At 63.1% G+C, this 20,037-nt stretch carries 14 protein-coding genes; 10 read left to right on the forward strand and 4 right to left on the reverse strand.

The genetic code is table 11. The annotated features are described in order from the left end of the window. Positions 1 to 9: 9 nt before the first annotated feature. Complete coding sequence (locus F561_RS0111675; RefSeq protein WP_026298840.1) at positions 10 to 1,197, reverse strand: DUF885 domain-containing protein; 1,188 nt, start codon at positions 1,195 to 1,197, stop codon at positions 10 to 12. Positions 1,198 to 1,380: 183 nt separating this feature from the next. Here F561_RS0111675 and F561_RS0111680 point away from each other — a divergent pair, with 183 nt between their 5' ends. The 4 genes from F561_RS0111680 (at position 1,381) to F561_RS28830 (ending at position 4,724) form a co-directional block, all read left to right on the forward strand. Next, positions 1,381 to 2,685, forward strand: coding sequence for a replication-associated recombination protein A (locus F561_RS0111680; RefSeq protein ID WP_019010152.1), 1,305 nt, complete (start codon positions 1,381 to 1,383; stop codon positions 2,683 to 2,685). Between the two features lie 90 nt (positions 2,686 to 2,775). After that, a complete protein-coding gene (locus F561_RS0111685) occupies positions 2,776 to 3,264 on the forward strand; it encodes a cupin domain-containing protein (RefSeq protein ID WP_019010153.1) in 489 nt (162 codons plus the stop codon). A gap of 120 nt (positions 3,265 to 3,384) precedes the next feature. Next, the gene (locus tag F561_RS0111690; protein WP_019010154.1) at positions 3,385 to 4,320 is read left to right on the forward strand and encodes a hypothetical protein; all 936 of its coding nucleotides are present in this window, start codon (positions 3,385 to 3,387) and stop codon (positions 4,318 to 4,320) included. A gap of 38 nt (positions 4,321 to 4,358) precedes the next feature. Continuing rightward, complete coding sequence (locus F561_RS28830; protein WP_169389511.1) at positions 4,359 to 4,724, forward strand: hypothetical protein; 366 nt, start codon at positions 4,359 to 4,361, stop codon at positions 4,722 to 4,724. A 69-nt stretch (positions 4,725 to 4,793) separates the two neighbouring features. On the opposite strand, the gene F561_RS0111695 is transcribed toward F561_RS28830, so the two are convergent. After that, positions 4,794 to 5,747 (reverse strand): hypothetical protein, encoded by a 954-nt coding sequence (locus F561_RS0111695; protein ID WP_019010155.1) that lies wholly within the window; start codon positions 5,745 to 5,747, stop codon positions 4,794 to 4,796. A 190-nt stretch (positions 5,748 to 5,937) separates the two neighbouring features. Beyond that, positions 5,938 to 9,075 carry a DEAD/DEAH box helicase gene (locus tag F561_RS0111700; RefSeq protein WP_019010156.1) on the reverse strand — a complete coding sequence of 1,046 codons (3,138 nt, stop codon included), beginning with the start codon at positions 9,073 to 9,075 and terminating at the stop codon, positions 5,938 to 5,940. Positions 9,076 to 9,202: 127 nt separating this feature from the next. Between F561_RS0111700 and F561_RS0111705 the strand changes: the two genes are divergently transcribed. The 6 genes from F561_RS0111705 to F561_RS0111730 all read left to right on the forward strand — a co-directional run bounded on the left by F561_RS0111705 (position 9,203) and on the right by F561_RS0111730 (position 19,698). After that, on the forward strand, positions 9,203 to 10,192 hold the full coding sequence (locus F561_RS0111705; protein ID WP_019010157.1) for an ABC transporter substrate-binding protein: 990 nt from the start codon (positions 9,203 to 9,205) through the stop codon (positions 10,190 to 10,192). Positions 10,193 to 10,375: 183 nt separating this feature from the next. After that, positions 10,376 to 11,458, forward strand: coding sequence for a hypothetical protein (locus F561_RS29950; protein WP_026298841.1), 1,083 nt, complete (start codon positions 10,376 to 10,378; stop codon positions 11,456 to 11,458). 341 nt (positions 11,459 to 11,799) lie between these two features. After that, a complete protein-coding gene (gene glgX / locus F561_RS0111715; protein ID WP_026298842.1) occupies positions 11,800 to 13,953 on the forward strand; it encodes a glycogen debranching protein GlgX in 2,154 nt (717 codons plus the stop codon). Positions 13,954 to 14,187: 234 nt separating this feature from the next. Then, on the forward strand, positions 14,188 to 16,017 hold the full coding sequence (treZ, locus tag F561_RS0111720; protein ID WP_019010160.1) for a malto-oligosyltrehalose trehalohydrolase: 1,830 nt from the start codon (positions 14,188 to 14,190) through the stop codon (positions 16,015 to 16,017). Further along, positions 16,014 to 18,893 carry a malto-oligosyltrehalose synthase gene (gene treY / locus F561_RS0111725; RefSeq protein WP_019010161.1) on the forward strand — a complete coding sequence of 960 codons (2,880 nt, stop codon included), beginning with the start codon at positions 16,014 to 16,016 and terminating at the stop codon, positions 18,891 to 18,893. Before treZ ends, treY begins: the two co-directional genes overlap by 4 nt. 121 nt (positions 18,894 to 19,014) lie before the next feature. Next, entirely contained in the window at positions 19,015 to 19,698 is a 684-nt protein-coding gene (locus tag F561_RS0111730; RefSeq protein WP_040380524.1) for a Bax inhibitor-1/YccA family protein, read from the forward strand. A 118-nt stretch (positions 19,699 to 19,816) separates the two neighbouring features. On the opposite strand, the gene F561_RS29655 is transcribed toward F561_RS0111730, so the two are convergent. After that, a partial coding sequence (locus F561_RS29655) for a hypothetical protein (protein ID WP_211214810.1) occupies positions 19,817 to 20,037 on the reverse strand: 221 nt, incomplete at its 5' end.

Below are 20,037 nucleotides of genomic sequence, written 5' to 3' on the forward strand. Positions count from 1 at the left end.
CCAATCCTGCTAGGCCAGACCCGCCCGCAGTTGCCCCGGCGTCAACGGCTCGCTGAGCAGGCGGGTGAATCCTGCGTTGCCCTGACGCTCCATCCAGCCCTCTACAAGTTCGCCGCCCACGCTGTAGGTAAAAATGTAGGCCCGCAGGGTAGGCTGCGAGATAAAGCGCAGACTCTGGCGTGCCCGTTCGGTGGAGGCCACGCTGTACTGCATCAGGAAATCCAGCACCTCTGATTCAGGCAGCGCGTCGGCATGGAGCATCAGCGCCGCCGTGCCGCTCACGCCCTTCAGTTCCTTGCGGGCCAGACCTGCTTGCTGGAAGGCGCGAATATCGTCGGGGTCAAGGCGTGCGACGGCGGCGAGTTCACCCGTCAGCCACGCGTCCAGTTCTTCACCTGACATCAGCGCGGCGCGGGCATTGACCGCTATGCCCTCGCTGACCACGCATTCGGGCGCATTCAGGAGTTGAATGCTGTGCTCCAGCCAGCCGCGCCCACGCACCAGCTTGGCCTCTTTGGTGGCGTGTTCGGTGTGGTGGCCGGGATAGCCCTCGTGTGCCAGCAGATCGGGCAAGGTGGGCAGCAGCACAGGCAGATCGGTGTTGATGTCGATGCGGCTCTGGAGGTTGCCCAGCGGCCAGTTGTAGCCGCCCCACGGTTTGTCGCTGACCAGTTCGATGGAAAAATTCTCGCCGTCCGGCAGGCCGAAACGCTGCCGGGTTCGCTCTCGCAGGGCCGCCAGAATGGGTGCGGCCACCCGCAGAATTTCAGATTTGGGCAGGGCCACCCGCGCCCGCAACGCTTCCTCACGCTCCAGGAGGCTGCCGCTGCCGGGCAGGGCCGCGTCCAGGGCCGCCAGCGCTCCGTCCAGCACACGGGAATCGGCCCGCACGGGGTCGATGTCGAACAGGCCGCGCACTTCCTCGGCATAGGGCAACTTCTGGCCCATCAGCATCCGGGTCAGGGTGTGCATGGCCCGCACCTGCACGGTCAGAAAAGCACGCCGGTCAGCGTCCTCAACTGCGTTGACAGCGTCCAGCAGCGCCCCAGCTTCGGCGTGAAGTTCCGTAGGCGCACGCACGGTCCGGTCTGCCCATTCCGGCGGGCCGCCGTAGCCGTCTACAAAGCCCTCCAGGTGGGCATCCAGGGAATGAGCAAGACGGATATAGGCCTCAGCAACGTCAGGCATTGAAGTCATGGTTCAGAGGATGTCATGCTCGTAGTGAAAGAGGCTGTCAAGTTTTCCTGTTCTGTTCGCTCATCTGACCACTCATCTGGCCGCTCAGGTGGCCGTTCGTGTGGCCGTCCAGAGAGCTGGGCGCGGCCCTGAATCCAACAGGCAGCCCATTGCCCCTGCCCCCGCCCCGCTACACTCCGGCGCGTGACTCTGTTCGACCCGCCCGCCCCCCTTGCCGAACGCCTGCGCCCCCGCACAGTGGCCGAAGTGGTGGGGCAATCGCACCTGCTGGGCGCGGGCAAACCGCTGACGCGGGTGCTGGCTTCCGGGCGGCTGGGCAGCCTGATCCTGTGGGGGCCGCCGGGAGTGGGCAAAACCACGCTGGCGCGGCTGCTGGCGGGCGAGGTCGGAGCGCATTTCATTGCGCTGTCGGCGGTGTCGGCGGGCGTGAAGGACGTGCGCGAGGCCACCGCCGAGGCCGAACGCCTGAGGGGCCGGGGCGTGCGCACCATCCTGTTTCTGGACGAAATCCACCGCTTCAACAAGGCGCAGCAGGACGCCCTCCTGCCGCATGTGGAATCGGGCCTGCTGACCCTGATCGGCGCGACCACCGAAAATCCCAGTTTCGAGGTGAATCCGGCCCTGCGTTCCCGCGCCCGCACGCTGGTCTTGCAGGCTCTGACCCACGAAGAAGTGCGGGAGTTGCTAGACCGCGCCCTGTCTGACCCACGCGGGTTGCCCGGAGTTTCGGCCCAGCCGGAAGCCCTGGAACTGCTGGCGCGACTGGCCGAAGGCGACGCCCGCCGCGCCCTGAGTACGCTGGAAGTGGCCGCCACTCTTGCCAATCCGGTCACGCCGGAAGCCATCACCGAGGCGTTTGGACGGCACCTTCCGGCGATGGACAAGAACGGGGAGGACTTTTACAACCTGATCTCGGCACTGCATAAAAGCGTGCGCGGCAGCCACGTAGACGGAGCGCTGTACTGGCTGGCCCGCATGATCGAGGGCGGCGCAGACACCCTGTATGTGGCCCGCCGGGTGGTCCGAATGGCCGCCGAAGACATCGGGCTGGCCGACCCGCAGGCCCTGCGCCTGTGCATTGCCGCCCGCGATACCGTGGAGTTTCTGGGCAGCCCCGAGGGAGATCTGGCGCTGGCTCAGGCGGTGGTGTATCTGGCACTGGCCCCCAAGAGCAACAGCGTGTATGTGGCCTGGAAACATGCGCTGGACGCCGTACGCGAACAGCAAACCCTGCCCGTACCGCTGCACCTCCGCAACGCGCCCACGGGGTTGATGCGGCAGCAGGGCTACGGCAAAGGCTACGCCTACTACTTCGATGATCCAGCGGGCAGTTTTGAGCAAGATTACCTGCCGGACGGCGTGCAACTGGGCCTGTACGCCCCCACGGGCGAGGGCTGGGAAGCGCGGATCGCAGAGCGCTGGCGCAAGCTGCAAGCAGCACACGGGGAGGGGCCAGCACAGCCGGAAGACTCAACCCCGGAGGAATGAACAGCAAGCATTTTGCCCTCCGCAGGCGCATGATAAAAGCACCTGCTGCCGCGCCGCACGACTTCCCGGTAGAAGGCCGGAGGAACCCGCATGACATCTGAGGCTCAGGGGGAATTGATCGCACCGGACGGCGGCAAAGCACTGGTCAACCCTGTCGGGGGCCACATGGTTCTCAAACTGCCCAGCGCACTTACGGGCGGTGCGTACACCGTACACGACAACAGGATGCCGCCCGGTTCTCCCGGCCCACGTCCCCATATCCACCAGCGGCACGATGAGACTTTTTACGTGCTGGGCGGTGAATTGCGCGTTCGGGTGAATGACCAGATCTTTGATGCACTGGCCGGAGCCTTCGTGTTTGTGCCGCGCGGCGCGGTGCATCAGCCGTCCAATCCGGGGGCACAGCCAGCCCACTTTCTGCTGCTGTTTTCACCGGGCGGCATGGACCGCTTTTTTGAGGAAGCGGCGGCGGGGCGGCTTCCCTTGCAGGGCTTCTCCGACGACCCAGACACCTTGGCGCGGCTGGATGAATTCTGTCGCCGCTACGGGTATGAATTCGCAGAGTTCGCGGCAAGCTGAGGCAAGCCCGGTTCTTTAGAGAAGCGTGACCAAAACGCGTCTTACGGTCATTCCCACACTCGCCGCCTATGCTGGGGGCAGGGGGCAGGCGTGACACAAGCAGGACAACCGGAAAAACAGATGCACAAAGACGCAGACCGCTGGACAGGCGAGCGGCTGACCCCAGAACGGATCAGCGAGCGGTTGGTGGCAGACCGGAAGGTGCGGGCCGTGGCTCAGGCAGGCAGCTTCGGCACCGAAAATGCCTGGGCAGGCAGCCAGCCCACCTTCGTGACCTTCGAGCGTGGCCTGCTGTCGGCGCAGACAGAAACGCGGGCCGGAATTACTGTCAACCGCTGGCCCTATGAGAAGTTGGAAGAATGGCGCGACTGGGACGCGGCCCGGCAGGAAGCGCCGCTGGCCCTGCTGGCGACGAGCCGCGTGGCCTACGATCCCACCGGATTCTATGGCCGCATTCAACGCACCCTGTGGAACCTGAATGCCTCGCAGCTGGCCGCGTGGCGCTCGGAATTGCTGCATCAGGCCGCCGAACGTCTGGGCAGCGCACACAGCGCCTACACTGGCCCCGGCCACAGCGTGCAGGAGCAGCTCCTGGCACTGGCCGACGCCCGCGAGGTGGCCCTGAATCTGCTGTATCCGGCGCTGCTGACGCATTCGCACACATGGCCCGAATTTGAAATTCGGCTGCCTCATGCCTGGCGGGCCGCTGCGGGGCTGCGGTTTCCCAAAGCGGTCTACGGCCTGGACAGCCTGTACGGTTTCGGCGGTGAAGGAGAGGCGCGGCGGGTGCTGCTGGCAACACGCGGTCTGGGATTGCTGGAGCAGGAAAAGCGTGCCCGCGCCGCCTTCAACTCCGGCTATTACGACGGAGCCGTGCGCCTGCTGCGCGACGAAACCGCCCGCACCCACCGCAGCGACCTGGAACGCTGGGGTTATATCAGCAGTGTGCGCCGCGACAAGCTGGCAACCTTGATCGGCGTGGAACGCTCGCCGCTCGGCCCCGCCGCCCTGCAAATCGCGGGAGATTTGCTGGAACATGCGCGGGAAGGCCGGTGAGACGAATTGGGGCAACCGCATTTCTTTGGACTGTTTTTTTGCCTGCGGTTGCCCTGTCTGATCCCATACCACAGCTCCCCACGCCCTACCGCATGACGCAAACATGGGTGTTGGGGCCACTGCGTTTGATCATGGGCGAAACGAGCCGCCCAGTTCCTAGCACCGTCGTCAATCAATCCACACTCCAAGTGACGACTCTGATGGTCGCCCGCGATTCCCGAACCGGTCAACCCCGTTGGAAACGGTACTTGGGAGAACGCTGGAGCTTAGTGGGGTTGGATGGCGGGAACGTAACCGTTCAACAGGCCATTCCCGGTGGCACGCGCACTCGGCTGTATACGGCGTCTGACGGACAGCTGTTGCAGGAACATGAAGTCTACCGGGCCATACCGACTGCACCCTGACTCTGCCACTGAAAAAATTTCCGGCTCCGTTCCCTTTTCGGGGCGGAGCCGGACGACTGAAGGCTGAGGTTAGCGGCGGGTGGTGTTGGTGGTCACGGGCGCGGCGCGGTGGGTGGCGGCGCTGCGGGCACCGAAGATGCTGGCGAGCAGGGTCAGGCCAGCGCCCAGCAGCCAGGCCCAGCCGGTGGTGCTGGCGGCGCTGCGGGCGGTGCGCTCGGCGGCGGCAGCAACATCAGCAGCCTGCTTCTGAAGACGGTCGATTTCGGTGGTCACGCTGGTACGGACTTCCTCGGCCTGAGCCGCACTGAGACCCTGACGCTCCAGACGGGTGACGAACTGGTCGCCGGTCAGGGCGTTTTTGATGGCGGTCACGCGAGCAGCGGCGAAGTCGGTGATGTTGCCCAGATCCTGTTGGCCGAGGTCGTACTGAGCACGGCGGATGATGCCGCCCACGACGCTGCTGGCGGCCTGCACCTGTTCTTCATTCAGGTCGGCGTTGTTGGAGGCGATCAGTTCCACGACATCATCCTGATTGATGCCGCCCAACACGTTGCCCAGTCCACCATTCTGGGCGGCCTGATCGCCAGCGGCATTGGCGGCGCTTCCGGCCACGTTTCCGGCGGCGTTGGCAACACTGCCCACCACGTTGCTGGCGGTTCCCAGCAGGCGGCTGGCGCTGTTAAAGGCAAACAGGGTGGACATCAGAATCAGCAGGCCCGCCGTCACGAGGCCGGTCAGGGTAGCGTCGTCGTGGGTCATGGCGGCGATGCCGTCGCTGTTGCGGGTAGAAGGAGCGCTGGCCCGAACGGCGGTCAGACCGGCCACATAAGCGCCGACCAGTGCGGCAATGGCTGTCCAGATGGCGGCAGCAATACCGACACCCGACAGCGTGAGGCCGGTGAGAGCGGTGATCACTGTTCCCAGAGCAACGATAGTTAGTGTGGAAACGAGGCCCATCACGAGGCCCGCGAAAACACCGCGCCAGCTCAGGCGGTGTGAAAGTCTATCTGCATTCAGCGTCATGCCTCAAACGTTAAATGAAACTATTCAGAATAGATTGCTTTCTAAACCCAAACTCTACGAATGATTCAGAAAGTGTGGAGCTATATGATAGGCGTGAAGGGACTCTAAAAGCCCAGCTTAAGTAGGTCGTCTCCAGATCACTTATGCAGAGCTACTACTGAAGGAAGTACGTCCCATTTAAGGGTAAGCATCAGCCGAAATAACCCAACAGATCAATCAGGGTACGGGCATAGTCGTCGGGTTTAATCCCGCGTTTTTCCAGCTTCACGCTGGGCGGAAAGGTCTGAACTTCGGTGCGGTGAGGATAGTTTCGCAGGCCCGCCGCGTCGTAATCCAGCGACTTGTAAGCAAAGGTGATCTGCAAATGGGTCATGGTTTCGCCGATGCTGAGGGCGCGTTTGGCAAGGGCCGTCATGCGCAACTTGGAGAGGTCGATGAAGTTCTGCACCTCGGGGCTGGGTGGGCCGTACTTCTTCCGCAGATCGCGTTCTACCCGGCTGACGGCTTGCAGCGTCCGGGCCTCGCTCAGGCGGCCATAGGCGGCAATTCGGGCCTCGTCGTCGGGCTGCCCATTCTCTCCCGCAAAGTATTCGGGCGAGAGGCGGGCGTTGACGGGCAGGTCGATAGAAACGCTGGCCGGGGCCTTGGTCTTCTCCCCTTTCAGGCGGGCCACCGCTTCGGCCAGCATTTCGGTGTACACGTCGATGCTCACGGCCTGTACGTGCCCGTGTTGCTCCTCGCCCAGGATGTTGCCCACACCCCGGATTTCCATGTCTTTTTCGGCCAGCAGGTGCCCGCTTCCAAGGTCTTGCAGGTCGGCAATGGCCCACAATCGGCGCTGGGCATTTTCGGTCATGCGCGGCGGGTAGAACAGGTAGGCGTAGGCGGTCTGGGCGCGGCGACCCACCCGGCCACGCAACTGATAGAGCTGCGCCAGCCCGAGGCGGTCACTGCGCTCGATCAGGATGGTGTTGGCCTCGGGAATATCCAGCCCCGTTTCCACGATGGTCGTGGACAGCAGCACGTCGAACGCGCCCTGCTCGAAGCCCATCATGATTTCTTCGAGTTCCTCCTCGTTCATGCGCCCGTGGGCCACCCCGATTCTGGCTTCTGGGATCAGGTTCCGCAGATACAGGCTGCGTGCGCCGATGGAGGCGATTCGGTCATGAATATAAAACACCTTGCCGCCGCGCTCTATTTCCGACAGGATCGCGTCGCGCACGGTCACGGGGTCGAAGGGCGCGAGGATGGTCTGAATGGGTTTGCGGCCCTTGGGCGGCGTCTGAATGCTGCTCATGTCGCGCAGGCCGACCATGCTCATGTACAGGGTGCGCGGAATGGGCGTGGCCGAGAGTGCCAGCGTATCCACCGCTTTGGTGCCCTCGGGGATGTCCAGCTTGCCGTCTTTGGTATCGGGCATTCCGCGCAGGGCACGCAGTTTTTCTTTCTGGCTCACGCCGAAGCGGTGTTCTTCATCCACGATGATCAGGCCCAGGTCCTTGAACTGAATATCGGAACTGAGCAGGCGGTGCGTGCCGATGATCAGGTCGACCTTGCCCTGAGCGAGATCAGCCAGAATCGACTTGGCCTGCCGGTCTCCGGTAAAGCGCGATAAGCCTTCCACACGCACGGGCAGGCTCTTGAAGCGCTCCACGAAGGTGGAGGTGTGCTGCTCGGCCAGCAGCGTGGTGGGCACCAGAATCGCCACCTGTTTGCCGTGCCCGATCACGCGGTGCGCGGCCCGCAGCGCCACTTCCGTTTTGCCGAAGCCCACGTCGCCGGAAATCAGGCGGTCAGCGGGGTTGGAAGCCTCCAAGTCGCGCATGGTTTCTTTGAGGGCCGTCTTCTGGTCGGCGGTCAGGTCGAATTTGAAGTTGGCCTCCACCTGCGAATCCCATTCGGCCTGCGGCGCAAAGCTGTTGCCGGGGGTGACCTGCCGTGCGGCGTACTGCACCAGCAGTTTTCCGGCCACTTCCTCGGCGTTTTTGCGTGCCCGCTCCTTGGCCCGCGCCCAGTCTTTTTTGTCAAAGCTGCTGAGCACCGGGGGATCGTCGGTGGTGCCGGGATGCCGCCGCAGCACAGGCAATTGCTCGATGGGAACGCTAAGGCGTGCGCCTGCGCGGTAATCCAGATTCAGGTAATCCCGCGTGACGCCCAATACCGTGCGTGTTTCCAGCCCCTGAAACTGCCCGATGCCGTGTTCGGGGTGAATCAGATAATCGCCCACATGCAGGCCGAGGGCGTCAGTCACGGGTTTGCCGTTCAGCTTGCGGCCCCGTAGCGCACTGCCCCCCTGAAACCCGTAGATCAGGTCTTCGGTGATGACCACGGTGCGGTGTTCGGGAATCACGAAGCCGCCCTCGCCCGCCGCCCGCAGGAAGCCGAGGCCGCCCTCGGGCACGCGGGGAATGCTCAGCCACGGGATTTCGTGGGTGTTCAGGAGTTTATCGGCCAGATACGCCGCCGTGCGGTCATGGCGCACCAGAATGAGTACCCGGTAATCCGCGCCTCGCCACTCGTTGATGTCGCGTTCCAGATCAGACAGGCGGGCGCGGTAAAACGGCAGCACCTTCAGGTCCAAATCGAAGTCGGTCAAGTCCAGCGGGGCGCGGCCAAACGACGTGACTTCGCGTTCCTTCAGGCGCGTCCAGAGCACGTCGGTCAGCGGGCCGAGCGAGGAAGCGTAGAACTCCGGGGCATCCAGAAACACCCGCCCCGGCAGCAGTTCCAGCCGCGTGGCATCCCATTTCACATCGGTCAGGTAGTCGGCGGTGGGTTCCAGCACAAAATCTTTGATCTTGTCGCCGGTCATCTCTCCGGGCACCAGACGGCGCAGGGTATCGAGTTCGTCGCCAAAGAATTCAGCCCGAATCCAGACGGCTTCGTCGCCCTCGGGCACGCCCGCACCGGGTTCCAGACGCAGTTCTACGGTATCGCCGCGCAACTGATAGCCGGGTTCTTCGTCGCGCTCATAGCCCAGACGTTCCAGGCGGGCCAGCAATTCTTCACGCGGATAATTTGCGCCCACGCGCAGGCTCAGGGCGTGGTCTTCGGGGTGGGCGGGGAACAGGTCCAGCGCCGTATTCACGTCCAGCACCACATGGTCAGCGCGGGTCGTCCAGTCGCGCAGGCCGGGATTCACGCTGACGGGTGCGCCCAGCACGCCTGCCGAACCGTAGAGGGCCGCCCGGTCTGGGGTGGTCAGCAGCACGGCGGGGCCGCTGTGGGCCGCGAACAGGGCCGCCCGCGCCACCTGAGGCAGCAAGACGAGATTGCCCACCGGGGCAGCGGGCAGGAGCTTGGAAAGGTTGGGAGCGGCGACCGTCACCCACCGATTGTAGGCGGAGAGACCGGGACGGAGGGGAAGCAAAATGACCTATGAAGGCAGGCCGACCCCCGAGCGCCTTCCAGACTAGTTGACAAAATTACTCAACTTATCTGCTATTATCCTTGTCATGAAGCTTGCACCCCTCTCCCTCCTGACCCTCTCGCTGATCGTCCCTGTGCTGGCAACGCAGGCCAGCGCACAGCAGGCCAAAGAACTCCGAATCGGCGTCTTCCCTAACGTGACCCATGCTGCCGGGTTAGTGGCGGTGCAGCGCGGCCTGTTTCAGAAGGAACTGGGCAGCGGCGTCAAACTGGTGGTCAAGGAATTTGCCAACGGTTCGCAGATCAACGAGGCATTTGCAGCGGGCGCGATTGACGCCGCCTATGTGGGTCCCGGCCCCGCCATGAACGCCTTTATGCGCGGCGTGCCGATTCAGGTCCTGGCAGGCGCGGCCAACGCCGGAGCCGTACTGGTCGGGCGCGGCGACGTGACCTGGAAGGGCGTGAAGAGCCTGGGCGGTAAGAAGGTCGCCGTGCCCACACGCGGCAGCACGCAGGACATCAGCCTGCGCCACCTGCTGCACGAAAACGGCCTGAAAGCCAGCGATGAGGGCGGCAACGTGACCATCGTGCCCATCGACCCGGCCAACATGCCCGCTGCCTTTGCCGCCAAACAGGTAGACGCCGCCCTGGTACAAGAACCCTGGGGTGCAGTGATGGAAACGCAGGGCGCGAAACTCATCGCCAACGAAAAAGCCATCTGGGAAGGCGGAAATTACACCACCACCGTCCTGGTCGTGAACACCAAGTACGCCGCGCAGAACCCCGAAACGGTCAAGGATCTGCTGCGGGGCCACCTCTCCGCCATCAACTTCATCAAGGGCAGCAACGCGGGCGCACAGAAGGCCATTGCCGAACAGATTTACAGCTTTACGGGCAAACGCCCCAACACCGCCGAACTGTTTAAAGCCCTGTCGCGTACCCGCGTCACGTGGGATATCAACCTCAAAACGCTGGCCGAATACGCGCAACTGAACAAGGAAGCCGGATTTGCACGGGATGTGCCGGATCTGAATAAGTTTGTGGATCTGAGCCTGGTGCGCAGCCTGACGAAGTAAGAAAAACAGTCAGTGGTGAGTGGTCAGCAGGTAGTGGGAAGGGCAAAAACCTAAGCCATCCCCTCAAAAAGCCGCCTAATTTAAGTACAGAAGTTAGAGGTCAGGGGCAAGCCTTGGCCTCTGATCTTTTTCCACTGACCACTCACCACCAACTACTGACCGCCTTTGGGCTATGCTGGCCGGATGACGGGGCCAAAGAAGGGATCTCGGGGACGCGCCCCAAAACGCAATGTGGCACAGGGGCGGGGCGGGGCAACCCGCGAAAACACCACCCCTGTCCGCGAGCGTACCACTGCACGCGGCAGTGAAATCAGCAGCGCCGGAAGCGGCAAGAGCACTGGAACGGGCAGAGCAGGCAGCGCCCGTCCCGGTGCTTCACGCTTTGGCGCAAAGGGCAGCTTTTCTAAAGCAGGCTCCTCCAAGACCGGCCCAGCTAGAGGCGGGACTCAGGGCCGATCTTCTCAGTCCGAGACCCGGTCTGATTCAGGACGGCCAGATTCAGCCAAACCCGGCTCCGGTTCTGGCCGCACCGACATCGTCAAGGTCGGAGCCGCTAGGTCAGACGCAGCCAAGGCAGGCAAGGCCAAAGCCGGAGGAGCCAAAGCGGGCGCACGGCCTTCCAAACTGGGTTCGACCAAAACCGGCACCAAGTCGGGTTGGGTACGGCCCACGGGCACCAAACCGGGTGGCAACAGAGGCGCAGCGAGCAGCCGTGACCCGGAAGCCCGAAGCGGCGAGGAACGCAGCGATGACCGCGCCCCCGCCGGACGCACGGGGGGACAACGCTCGGAAGGTGGGCGCAGCTTCTCGCAGGGTGGATTTTCCAAGGCGACAGGCCGCCGCCCCGCCCCCCGGATCAACGGTAAAAAGGCGTTGCCGGAGCTGAAGCGGGTGCAGCTTGATACACCCGACCCCACCAAGACCTTCAAGGACCGCGACGGCGAACTGCTTTCTTTTCCAGACAGCAATCTCAAACGCGTGGCTGCCCAGATCCTGACCGAGAAGAACAAGGCGTGGCGTTACCGTCCGTTCGCCTTTCCGCTGTTTACAGAGCGCGGCGGCGAGCAGTCCTTCTACTTCGATTTTTACGTGTACGACGCCGAAGACAGTGTGATCAGGCTGCTGCTGGTGGTGCCCTTCGAGTCGCGGGAAGTGTGGGACAAGGTGGGCCGCTTCAAGCGACAGTACCCCATGTACACCTATGAACTCTGGACGCCCGAAAAACTGGCCCGCCTGATGGGGCCACGCGGGAATCTGGGATTCTAAAACCCGTTCTGATTCCGAACTTTGCCGCCGGGGAAGGACTTCTCGGCGGATATTTCTCGTGCCTTTCACACTGAAATTCTCTGGCAGACTCCCTGCGGCCTACCTCGCAAAGCGTCTAGGCAGGCTCCTGAGATGTTCTTGAGAATTCAACTTTCTGTAATGTCTCCCCATGAGGGAAAAAAAGCTTTCTGGTAACGTTTCCAATAGCGTGGGTGATGACCTCTTAAGTGAACGATAGGTCACCGACCCCTCCTCACACAGAAGCACCTCTTCACGGGTACAGATTCAGATCAAAACTGTCATATCACCTCTAGGCCCAGCCCAGAAAAGAGAGCCAAACGATGACCGCGATACCTCATACACAACCGTCCGATGCAGCTTCAGCGCTGCCCAAAATTCGTCCTGGCAAGCCCTATCCGTTGGGCGCGACCTGGGACGGCAAAGGCACCAATTTCGCCCTGTATTCCGAAAACGCCAGCAGCGTCGAGCTGTGTCTGTTTGACGAAGATGGCAACGAAACCCGTGTTCCGGTGCGCGAACAGACCGCTTTCGTGTGGCACGGCTACCTGCCCAGCGTGAACCCCGGCCAACGTTACGGCTACCGCGTACACGGCGAATATGCCCCCGAAGAGGGACTGCGCTTTAATTCGAACGTGGTGCTGCTCGACCCCTATGCCAAGGCGCTGGACGGCACCGAACGCTTTGAAAAGGGCGTGTTCGGCTATGTGCCGGGCGGTTCCGACGACGTGATGCAAACCGACGAACAGCGCGGCGCACCGCTGGGCATCGTGGTCGATCCGGGCTTTAACTGGGTCGGAGACGCCAAACCCAATGTGCCCTTCCACCAATCGGTGATCTACGAGGCACACGTCAAAGGGCTGACCATGACCCATCCCGAGGTGCCCGAGGCCCTGCGTGGCACCTATGCGGGCGTCGCCACCGAGCCGGTCATCAAGTACCTCAAAGATTTAGGCATCACGGCCATCGAGTTCTTGCCGGTGCATCAGCACCTCGACGACCCCTTTTTGCTCGATAAGGGCCTGACCAACTACTGGGGCTATTCCACCCTCAGCTTTTTCGCGCCCGACGTGCGTTACTCGGCAGCGGCGCGGCGGGGCGACCCAGCCGGGGCCGTCCCCGAGTTCAAGAACATGGTGCGGGCGCTGCACGCTGCCGGAATAGAGGTGATTCTGGACGTGGTGTACAACCACACCGCCGAGGGCAACCACATGGGGCCGACCCTCAGCTTCAAGGGCATCGACAACCCCACCTATTACCGTCTGGTGGCCGAAAACCCGCGCTTTTACTTCGACTACACCGGCACGGGCAACAGCCTGAACGTGCGCCACCCGCAAACGCTGCAACTGATCATGGACAGCCTGCGTTACTGGGTCACGGATATGCATGTGGACGGCTTCCGCTTTGACCTCGCCAGCACGCTGGCACGCGGCCTGCACGAAGTCGATCAGTTGTCGGGCTTCTTTACCATCATCCATCAGGACCCCATCATCGGTCAGGTCAAGCTGATCGCCGAGCCGTGGGACGTGGGCGAGGGCGGTTATCAGGTGGGCAATTTCCCGGTCAACTGGGCCGAGTGGAACGGCATCTACCGCGACGATATGCGGGCCTTCTGGCAGGGTGAAGGTGGACTGGCCCGCGACATCGGCTACCGCCTGACCGGCAGCAGCGACCTGTACCAGAACGACGGGCGCAAGCCTTACGCCAGCATCAACTTCGTGACCGCCCACGACGGCTTTACCCTGCGCGACACGGTGTCTTATAACGACAAGCACAACGATGCCAACGGTGAGGGCAACCAGGACGGCCACAACGACAACAAGAGCTGGAATTGCGGCGCAGAGGGCGAAACCGACGACCCCGCAGTGAATGCCCTGCGCCGCCAGCAACAGCGCAATCTGCTGGCGACCCTGCTGCTATGTCAGGGCACGCCCATGATTCTGGGCGGCGACGAACTCGGACGCACCCAGGGCGGCAACAACAACGCCTACTGTCAGGACAACGAAATCAGTTGGTACGACTGGGCCAACATCGATGAGGAACTCCTGGCCTTCACGCGCAAGCTGATCGCCCTTCGTAAAGCGCATCCGGCCCTGCACCGCCGCAAGTTCTTCAGCGGGCGCACCATTCGCGGCGAAGATGTCAGCGACATCGTGTGGCTGCGCTTCGACGGTCAGACCATGAGCGACGAGGACTGGTACAACCCGCAGACCCAGTCGCTGGGAATGTTCCTGGACGGCGACGGGCTGGACGATGTGGACGCGCAGGGCAACCCTCTACGCGACGACGACCTGCTGCTGCTGTTGTCGGGCACGTACATCGACCTGCCTTTCAAGCTGCCTGACCTGGACAGTTGCGGCGAGTGGGAACTGGTGCTGGACACCAGCGACGACCACGCCGAGGAATCTGTGAAAGCAGGCGAGGAAACGACGCTCAGAGGCCGGAGCGTGAAGCTCTACCGCTGTAAGCGCACTTAAACTCAACCTTGAGGAGTCAGGCCGCCGGGTGTGGGCCTGACTCTGTTTTTGTGCTGCTGGACGCAACATCGCTCCAGAATCTTCAGGAGTCTGTCTGATAGGCCGCTCAACGGAGAAGCGCACTTTACCTTGCTCTCACTGTTGTCAGGCGTTCAATTCTTACGCTGGTTCGTCGCCCGATCACGCCGGGTCTTTTTGTCTGGCGTGAGGTGGGCCTGTTCAAGGAGACTGACCATGACCATTCCCCAAATGATGCAGCCGGATTCAAACCCGAATTCTGACTCAAATCTGAAATCCAATTTGTCCGAAGCCGCCGCGCATGCCTCCCGCCTGGGCGCACATCCCATGCCCAACGGTGGTACCCGTTTCCGGGTCTGGGCAACCACCGCCCAGCAGGTCGAGGTGCGCGTGAACAGCCAGATCCACCCCATGCACTCGCAGGGAAACGGGTTTTTTGAAACTGAATTGCCTGTGGGCGTCGGCTCTCGCTACATTTTTTTGCTGGACGGAGTTCCCCGGCCTGATCCCTACGCCCGGTTTCTGCCGGACGGCGTCCACGGAGAGGCCGAAATCGTCGATGTCGAGCAGCATGAATGGGTCAACACCCAGTGGCAGGGCCTGAAGCTGGAAGACTGCGTGTTCTACGAGTTGCACGTGGGCACCTTCACTCCCGAAGGCACCTACCGCGCCGCACAGCAGCGTCTCCCCTACCTCGCAGAATTGGGCGTCACAGCCATCGAACTCATGCCCATCGCGGCTTTTCCTGGCGAGCGCGGTTGGGGCTATGACGGCGTGGCCCTCTATTCCCCCTACGCACCGTATGGGCGGCCCGAAGACCTGAAAGCTTTCATAGACGCCGCGCACGGGCTGGGGCTGGCCGTGGTTCTGGACGTGGTGTACAACCACTTCGGGCCGGACGGCTCTTATCTTGCCGCCTACGCCCCCACCTACTTCACCGAGCGGTTTTCGAGTCCGTGGGGCGCGGGTCTGGACTATGCCGAAACCCATATGCGCCGCTATATCACCGGAAATGCCCGCATGTGGCTGCGCGACTACCGCTTTGATGGCCTGCGGCTGGACGCGACCCAGGCCATGCAGGACGACTCCGAGATCCACATCTTGCAGGAACTGGCGCAGGAAGTGCACAGGCTGGGCGGCTCGCACCTGCTGCTGGCCGAGGATTACCGCAATTTGCCGGACCTGGTCACCGAGTACCACCTTGATGGCATCTGGGTAGACGATTTTCACCATGAGGTGCGCGTGACCCTGACCGGCGACCAGGACGGCTACTACTCGGCCTACCGGGGCGGCGCGGCGGCGCTGGCGAATGCCGTCAACCGGGGCTGGGTCTATGAGGGACAGTTCTGGGCCGAAGAGAACAGGCCGCGCGGCAAGAGCGCCGATGCCCTGGAAGCGCCCAATCTGGTGTATTTCATTCAGAATCACGACCAGGTGGGCAACCGCGCCATCGGAGACCGGGTCCATCATCTGGACCGTGTATCGGATCAGGCGTTCCGGGGCGCGTCCATGCTGCTGCTGACGCTGCCCATGACGCCGCTGCTGTTTCAGGGTCAGGAATGGGCCTCCAGTGCGCCGTTTCCGTTTTTCAGCGATCATCACGGCGAACTGGGTGCGGCGGTTTCTGAGGGTCGCAAGCGCGAATTCGGCACCTTCGAGTCGTTTTCCAACCAGGAAATCCTCGATCCACAAAAAGAAGACACCTTCACTCAGGCCAAGCTGAACTGGGCCGAGCCTCAGGAAGGCGAACACGCCCGCACGCTGGCGCTCTACCGCGACCTGCTGTGGCTGCGGCGAGAAGACCCGGTGCTGACCCAGCGTTCTCGCCGGAATATAGAGGCGGGGCACGTGGGCGACGTTCTGTGGGTACGCCACCAGACGGGGGCCGGAACGCGCCTGCTGCTCTGGAATACGGGCCACGAGGACGCGGCACTGGCAACCCTGGATCTGGCCCTGCCCGCCGAGGTGATCCGGCACAGCGAGGGCCGCAGCGAGTTTGAGGGATTGAAGCCCGGTGAGGCCGTGTTGCTGGGCGGGCAGGCATGACCCAGACGCTGGCCGAACTGAGCACCCACACCCCGCAACCCACCGCCCACATCCCCACCTCCACCTATCGCCTGCAATTCCACAAAGATTTTAATTTTGCGGCGGCGCGGCGGCTCCTGCCCTACCTCGCCCGGCTGGGCATCACCGACCTGTATCTCTCGCCTGTGTGGACGAGTGCCCCCGGTAGCACCCACGGCTACGACGTGACCGACCACGGCAGCATCAACCCTGAACTGGGCGGCGAGGCGGGGCTGCGGAAGCTGTCGGCGGCGGCGCGGGCGCTGGGCATGGGCGTGGTGGTGGATTTCGTACCCAACCACATGGGTATTCAGGGCGGGCACAACCGCTACTGGGAAGACGTGTTGGCGCACGGGCAGGCCAGCCGCTACGCCCACTTTTTCGATATTTCCTGGTCGCCCCTGAAACGGGCGCTGGAAGGCAAGGTGCTGCTGCCCGTGCTGGGTGACGCCTACGGGCGGGTGCTGGAGCGCCGGGAACTGCAACTGGAGCGCGACGGCGGGCGCTTTTATTTCACCTATTACGAACGCCGCCTGCCCATGTCGCCGCGCAGTCTGGCTGCCCTGCTGGAGCGCGTGACCGAACATCTGCCCGCCAGCACTGCCCCGGCCATTCGCGGCGAACTGGCGAGTATTGCCCGCAGCGTGTCCAACCTGCCGCGCTCTACCGATTCGGCCCTCACCGACGAAGACCGGGTGGGCCGCGCCCAAGAAGTGGAAGTGATGGAGCGGCGACTGGCAGCGCTGGCCGAGGCTTCCGGCGCGGTACGCAAGGTGCTGGACGCCGCCGTGCAGGAGGTGAACGCCGACCCCGAGCGGCTGGACCGGCTGATGCAGGAGCAGAACTACCGCCTCGCCAACTGGCGCGTGGCCTCCGAACAGATCAATTACCGCCGCTTCTTCGACATCAATGATCTCGCGGCCCTAAGAATGGAAGATCCCCGCGTGTTCGAGTGGGCGCACGCCAAGCTGTTTGAACTCATTGCCGATGGGGTCTTCACGGGCGTCCGGCTGGATCACACCGACGGCCTATTCGATCCGGCGGGCTATTTCCGGGCGCTTCAGGCGGGGGCGGCGCGGGCCTTGGGGGTAGCAGAGGAGGAATCGACGCTTCCGCTTTACGTGGTAGCCGAGAAAATTCTGGAACCCGGCGAGCGGTTGCCCGAGGCGTGGGCGGTGCACGGCACCAGCGGCTACGACTTTCTGGCCCAGTTGGGCGGCGTCTTCGTGGAGGGAGCCAACGCCGAGGAACTGACCGCCATCTACCGCCGTTTTACCGGAGACCGCGACCAGTACGGCGATCACCTGTACCGGGGCAAACACCTGATTCAGCGCGTGTCGTTGGCCGGAGAAGTGAACGTGCTGACCGAGCATCTGGCGCTGCTGGCCGAGGCCGACCTGCGCTACCGCGACTTTACGCTGAGTGCCCTGCGCGACGCCATCCGTGAAGTGATTGCGACTTTTCCGGTGTACCGAACCTACGTGCGGGCGGGCGGCGAGCGCGAACCCGGCGACAATGCCAAGATCGACCACGCCATCCGCGATGCCAAGGCGCATACCCGGCAGGGGGGCGGGGCGGTGGATGCCAGCGTCTTCGATTTTTTGCGGACTGTCCTGACGCTGGACGCACCCGACGAGGCCACCCGTGAAGCCTACGCCGACTTTGCCCTGCGCTTTCAGCAGCTCACTGGCCCGGTGACGGCCAAAGGGGCCGAAGATACGGCCTTTTACCGCTACCCGCGCCTGCTGTCTCTGAACGAGGTGGGCGGCGACCCGGCGCTGTTCGGCACGCCGCCGAAGTCTTTTCATGCGGCGGCCAGAGACCGCGCCGAACACTGGCCCGCCGCGATGCTGGCCCTCAGCACCCACGACACCAAACGAGGCGAAGATACCCGCGCCCGCATCAGCGTTCTGTCTGAGATGCCCCAGACGTGGGCGGCGCACCTCAGCGAGTGGTCGCCGCTGCTCAGGACGCTGGAAACCGACCTCGATCTGGGCCGCGCTCCGAATGCGCCCGACACCTACACCCTGCTGCAAACGGTGTTGGGAGCCTATCCGCTGGACGGCCACCTGACCGATTTTCCTGACCGGATCGTGGCTTACCTGCAAAAGGCGGCGCGGGAAGCCAAGCTGCGAACGAGCTGGGCCAGCCCCAACGAGGAATATGAGGCGGCGCTGGAAGGCATGGTGCGCGGCCTGCTGGCCAATGAACGCTACATGGAGCGCCTCCGGGAGCTGCACACCCGCATCAGCCCGTATGGGGCGCAAAACGGCCTGAGCGCCGCGCTAGTGCGCCTGACCGCTCCCGGCGTGCCCGACACCTATCAGGGGGCCGAGGGCTGGAACCAGAGTCTGGTGGACCCCGACAACCGCCGCCCGGTGGACTATGCCCGCCTCGGCAGATTGCTGGGGCGCATCGAAAAACGGCACAGCTCGGACGGGCTGCGGCTGGCCTCCGAACTGCTGGACAACTACGCCGACGGCGGCGTGAAACTGCTGGTGACATGGGCAGGCTTGCAGGCCAGAATCCAGCATCCCGACCTGTTCCGGCACGGCACCTACCGCCCCATCGAGGCCGGAAAATACCTGCTGGCCTTTGCACGCGCCGCTGTCGATTCGACTGGGGCAGACAGGGGCCGCGTGGCCGTGACGGTGGCCCCCCGCCTGAGCCTGAGCCTGACCCGCGAAAAAACGCCGTGGGCCACCGGGGAAGTCTGGGGCAACCGCCAACTGTCTATGCCCCGCCCCGGCACCTACGACAACCTGCTGACCGGGCAGACCGTGCGCGTGCGCGGCGATAAAGTGGCGCTGGGCAAGGTACTGGAAGATTTCCCGCTGGCATTGCTGGTGCGCCGCTGAGCGGGCCGGCCAAACACCAGTCATCCCGGTCTGAATGCAAGGACAAACTGCCCGGTCAGACTCAAGGGCACTTCACGCACTTGGGGAACTTTTTAAGTCGTCGCCCCGTATGCTAGGGCGTATGCAATCCTTCCCGACCACCAATGTCCAGACGGAAAATGTTGTCCGAACCTTTATGGCAAGGACGTACTCGTGGATGACTGCCGGACTGGCCCTGACTGCCGGAGTCGCCTATTTCACCGCCCAGAACGAAACCCTGGCGATGCAGGTCATGGGTCTGCGCCTGCCGCTGCTGCTGGCGCAGTTGGCTATCGTTTTTGTGCTGGCGGGCCTCGTACAGCGCATGAGCAGCGCTCTGGCTGGCGTGCTGTTCATGGTCTATGCCGTCCTCACGGGCCTGACCTTCAGCGCCCTGCTGTTCGCCTACAGCCCCGCCGCCGTCATCAGTGCTTTCGCTACCACTGCCGGAACCTTCGGCGTCATGAGCATCCTCGGCTTTACCGTCAAGCGTGACCTGAGCGGATTTGCCCGGTTCTTCCTGTTCGCCATCATCGGCCTCTTCATCGCCATGCTGGTCAACATCTTCTTTGCCAGCAGCGTCTTTTCCCTGATCATCAGCGTGGTCGGCGTGTTGCTGTTCGCAGGCCTGACCGTCTACGACACGCAGATGCTCCGCAAGATGGCCCTCAGCGGTATCTCGGGCGAAATGGCCGAGCGGGCCGCCATCAACGGCGCATTGTCGCTGTACCTCAACTTCATCAATATGTTCCTCTTTATCCTGCGATTGTTCAGCAGCAGCCGCTAAACACGAACGCGACCAAAGAACGCCCCGGCATTGGCTGGGGCGTTTCCTTTGCTTGGATATGTTGCCTGGCTCAGTACCCGACACTTTGTTGAGGGGTTGAAATCTCCCGTCTGATCCGTCAAAACAGAACGCGTCCCCTGCCACGCTGACCCATCTGACGCGCTGCTTTTGTGCTCATTTCCCGGAGTACCGCAAAAACCAAGTGGAACTGCTTTCTCTCGTTGTCCTGGCACTCCTTCAAGCCAAGGACGTCCGGCATGGGGAGCTGGCTGAGCGTTTCCCGGGAAGCGCAGGGGCGTCGTCGGTCATTCGCCGAATTGAGCGGTTTTTCAACCGCCA

Source organism: Deinococcus aquatilis DSM 23025 (assembly GCF_000378445.1).
Lineage (GTDB): Bacteria > Deinococcota > Deinococci > Deinococcales > Deinococcaceae > Deinococcus > Deinococcus aquatilis.

Excerpts from the sequence above, each read along its gene's own strand:
- F561_RS0111705 (WP_019010157.1), top strand. The coding sequence starts at position 9,203 with ATGAAGCTTGCACCCCTCTCCCTCCTGACCCTCTCGCTGATCGTCCCT.
- treZ (WP_019010160.1), top strand. The coding sequence starts at position 14,188 with ATGACCATTCCCCAAATGATGCAGCCGGATTCAAACCCGAATTCTGAC.
- treY (WP_019010161.1), top strand. The coding sequence starts at position 16,014 with ATGACCCAGACGCTGGCCGAACTGAGCACCCACACCCCGCAACCCACC.
- F561_RS0111685 (WP_019010153.1), top strand. The coding sequence starts at position 2,776 with ATGACATCTGAGGCTCAGGGGGAATTGATCGCACCGGACGGCGGCAAA.
- glgX (WP_026298842.1), top strand. The coding sequence starts at position 11,800 with ATGACCGCGATACCTCATACACAACCGTCCGATGCAGCTTCAGCGCTG.
- F561_RS0111675 (WP_026298840.1), bottom strand. The coding sequence starts at position 1,197 with ATGACTTCAATGCCTGACGTTGCTGAGGCCTATATCCGTCTTGCTCAT.
- F561_RS29950 (WP_026298841.1), top strand. The coding sequence starts at position 10,376 with ATGACGGGGCCAAAGAAGGGATCTCGGGGACGCGCCCCAAAACGCAAT.
- F561_RS0111695 (WP_019010155.1), bottom strand. The coding sequence starts at position 5,747 with ATGACGCTGAATGCAGATAGACTTTCACACCGCCTGAGCTGGCGCGGT.
- F561_RS0111730 (WP_040380524.1), top strand. The coding sequence starts at position 19,015 with ATGCAATCCTTCCCGACCACCAATGTCCAGACGGAAAATGTTGTCCGA.
- F561_RS0111690 (WP_019010154.1), top strand. The coding sequence starts at position 3,385 with ATGCACAAAGACGCAGACCGCTGGACAGGCGAGCGGCTGACCCCAGAA.